General features: G+C 59.4%; 3 protein-coding genes. All 3 read right to left on the bottom strand.

The features are described 5' to 3' along the window. Nucleotides 1-40: 40 nt before the first annotated feature. Entirely contained in the window at nucleotides 41-988 is a 948-nt protein-coding gene (locus PJL69_RS20190) for an ABC transporter substrate-binding protein (protein WP_209101840.1), read from the bottom strand. A gap of 84 nt (nucleotides 989-1,072) precedes the next feature. Continuing rightward, nucleotides 1,073-2,080: an ABC transporter permease gene (locus PJL69_RS20185; RefSeq protein WP_209101838.1), complete on the bottom strand. Its 1,008-nt coding sequence runs from the start codon at nucleotides 2,078-2,080 to the stop codon at nucleotides 1,073-1,075. After that, nucleotides 2,077-3,617: sugar ABC transporter ATP-binding protein (locus PJL69_RS20180; protein ID WP_333781895.1), on the bottom strand; the 1,541-nt coding region annotated here is incomplete at its 5' end. The genes PJL69_RS20180 and PJL69_RS20185, both read right to left, overlap by 4 nt.

Genomic DNA, 3,617 nt, shown 5'->3' with positions numbered 1-3,617 from the left:
AACTGGCAAGGCCCGCCAGATTGGCGGGCCTTGTTTTTGTTTAGTCGTAGAGGACGGCCTGGATTTTTGGGTCGTCGATGTTTGAGGCGTCATAGTAGTAGAAGCCTGTGTCGATGAGGTCTGGCACCTCTTGACCTTTGGTGGCCATGACGGCGGCTTTGACGGTTTCATAGCCGATGCCGACCGGGTTCTGGGTGATGGCGCCCGCCATCAGGCCATTGCGGATGGCGTCAGTCTGCGCCTTGCCGCTGTCATAGCCGATGATCACCAGACCTTCGGTGCCCAGCTCCTGCACACCGTTCACAACGCCAATGGCGGAGCCTTCGTTGGTGCCAAAGATGCCGTTCAGATCTGGGTTGGCTGTCAGGATCGCCTTGGTCACCTCGGTGGATTTCAAGTGGTCACCCTGACCGTATTGCACCGTCACCACTTCGATGTCGGGGTATTTCGCTTCGATGCGGTTCACAAAGCCGTCGCGACGGTCGATGCCAGTGCGGCTGGTCTGGTCGTGTGCCACAACCGCCACCTTGCCTTTGCCCCCAATCAGCTCGGCCATTTTATCTGCCGCCATGCCCGCAGCCAGCGCGTTGTCCGTGGTGGCTGTGGACAGTGGGATGTCGCTGTCGACACCGCTGTCAAAGGCCACAACCGGAATGCCCGCCTCATTGGCCTGACGCAGCAGCGGGATCGCCGCCTGGCTGTCCAGCGCCGCAAAGCCAAGTGCCGCCGGCTTGTTGGCCAGCGCCGCGGCCAGCATGTCGATCTGACGGTCCACCATGGTCTCATTGTCCGGACCTTCAAAGGTGATGCGCACACCAAACTCATCTGCGGCCTGCTCGGCCCCAGATTTCACCGCCTGCCAGAACTGGTGCTGGAAGCCTTTGGACACCAATGGGATGTACAGTTGGTCCTCGGCCAGCGCCATGGACGCAGGGCCACTCATCACGGCGGCGCTCAAGGCCCCCAGAATAAAACGACGTGTCAGCATGATTTTCTCCTCCAGATGTTCGTCACGCATTTCAGTTACTTAAATGTGGAACGCGCCCCCGTGTGCGCGCTCCAAGCTCAGGCCTCAGCCCGATTTCTTGCGCCGCACCATATCGGCATAGACTGCCAGAATGATGATCGCGCCGGTCACAACGGTCTGCCACTCCTGCGCCACAGACAGCACCCGCAGGCCATTGGTCAGCACCGCCATGATCAGCGCCCCAATCAGGGTGCCCAGAATGGTGCCGCGCCCGCCAGACAGCGAGGTGCCGCCAATCACAACCGCCGCAATCGCCTCCAGCTCATAACCCAGACCCAGAGCCGGCTGGGCCGAGTTCAGGCGCGAGGCAATCAGAATGCCGCCGATGCCACAGATGCCGCCGGCCAGCGCGTAAATACGCATCTTCCAGCGGTCGGTGTTCACCCCAGACAGGCGCACCGCCTCCTCGTTGGAGCCAAGCGCAAAGGTATAGCGCCCCAGCACGGTCTTGCTCAGAATGTAGGAGGCCGCAGCCGCCACCAAAAACAGGATCAACACACCATTGGGGATCGGCAGCGCCGGGATCACCTCACCAATCAGCGAGCCGCGCGAGATCTGATCAAAGCCCGGTGTGTCATTGAAGTAGATCGGCCGGGTGCCAGAGATCACCAGTGACAGCCCCTTCAGGATCAGCATCATGCCAAGGGTCGCAATGAACGGTGGGATTTTCATCTTCGCCACAAAGGTGCCTGAGCACAGCCCACAGAGCGCACCCGCCCCAATCGCCGCAGCCACCCCCAGCAAAAGCGGCATGCCCAGATAGGTCAGAACCACACCAGCAATCACCGCACAGAAGGTCATCAACGTGCCCACCGACAGATCAATCCCGCCGGTGATGATCACCAAAGTGGCCGCCACCGCCAAAACGCCATTGACCGAGGTCGCCTGCAAAATCGCAATCATATTGGAAGTCTGCATGAAGTTTGGCGAGGCAATCGAGAAACCGATCAGCAGCACGATCAAACTCGCAAACGCCAGGATCTTCTGATACGCCCCGGAATCTCCGAGCCCGGAGAGGGGGGATTTTTCGTCTACGTCGGTTGCCGTGCTCATTGTATTGTCTCCGCTACATGCATCACCGCCTCACGCTGGGTGGCCAATTGCATGATGTCTTCTTGAGTGGTGTCTTTGCCGCCGGGCAAAATCCCGGTCAGCCGGCCTTCACACATCACCGCAATCCGGTGACTGAGGCGCATGATTTCTGGCAGCTCCGAGGAGATCACGATGATCGTCTTGCCCGCCTCTGCGAGCTCCTCCAGCAGTTTGTAGATTTCCGACTTCGCCCCCACGTCGATGCCGCGGGTCGGCTCGTCAAAAATCAGAATGTCGCAATCGCGCAGCAGCCATTTGGCAATCACCACCTTCTGCTGGTTGCCCCCCGACAACAGGCGCACCTCTTGCACATCAGAGGGCGTGCGAATGCCGAGCTGGGCGATATAGCCCTGTGCCGTCTCTGCCATGGCCGCCTCATCAAGCACCCCCACCGAGCTTGAGAACAGATCCATGGAGGCCAGCGCCACGTTGTCGCGCACGTTCATGCCGGTGGCGAGGCCAAAGTGTTTGCGGTCCTCAGAGAGATAGCCAATGCCCGCCCCGACCGCATCGCTTGGGGTTTTGATGCTCACCTTGCGGCCATGCACTTTGATCTCACCGGCGTCTTTCACATCCGCGCCAAAGATCGCCCGCGCCACTTCCGTGCGCCCCGCGCCCATCAACCCGGCAAAGCCGAGGATCTCACCGCGCTGCACCGTAAAGCTCACATCCCGGATCTCGCGCCCCCGGCTGAGCCCTGACACTTCCAGCGACACTTCCGCATCTTTCAGATCAGGCACCTCCAGAGGCTCTTCTGTCACCTCACGGCCCACCATCATCGCGATGATCTGGCTGATCGGCGTCTCTGCCGCCTCAACCACACCGACATATTCCCCGTCCCGCATCACCGTCACCCGGTCGGCAATCTGCTTCAGCTCATCCATCTTGTGGCTGATGTAGACAATGCCCACACCTTCCGACTTCAGGCGGCGAATGATCACAAACAGCTCTGCAATCTCCGCATCATTGAGCGCCGCGGTCGGCTCATCCATGATCAACACCTTGGAGCGGAACGACAGTGCCTTGGCAATCTCCACCATCTGCTGCTTGGCAATGGTCAGGCTGCCCACAAGCGTTTTGGGATCCAGATCCAGATTCATCGAAGCAAAGATCTCAGCCGTCTGCGCATTCAGCGCCGCCTCATCAAGACGGCCAAAACGCTTGCGCGGCTCACGCCCAATAAAGATGTTTTGCGCCACGGTCAGATCGTTCATCAGGCTCAGCTCCTGGTGAATGATCCCAATCCCCAGATCCTGCGCCTCGCTTGGACTGGACGGGCTGACCTCCTGCCCCGCTATCTTCAGAACACCGCCGTCACGCTGATAAATCCCAGACAGGATCTTCATCAACGTACTCTTGCCAGCACCGTTCTCCCCCATCAAGGCGTGAACCTCGCCCGACAAAAGATCAAACCGCACACGCTTCAGCGCATGCACACCAGGGAAAAACTTATCAATCCCAGACATCTCAACCAGTAAAGACATCAACCCTCCCAAAT

It is taken from the genome of Shimia sp. MMG029 (genome assembly GCF_027947445.1).
GTDB lineage: Bacteria > Pseudomonadota > Alphaproteobacteria > Rhodobacterales > Rhodobacteraceae > Shimia.
This window is presented reverse-complemented; position numbering and strand designations above follow the sequence as displayed.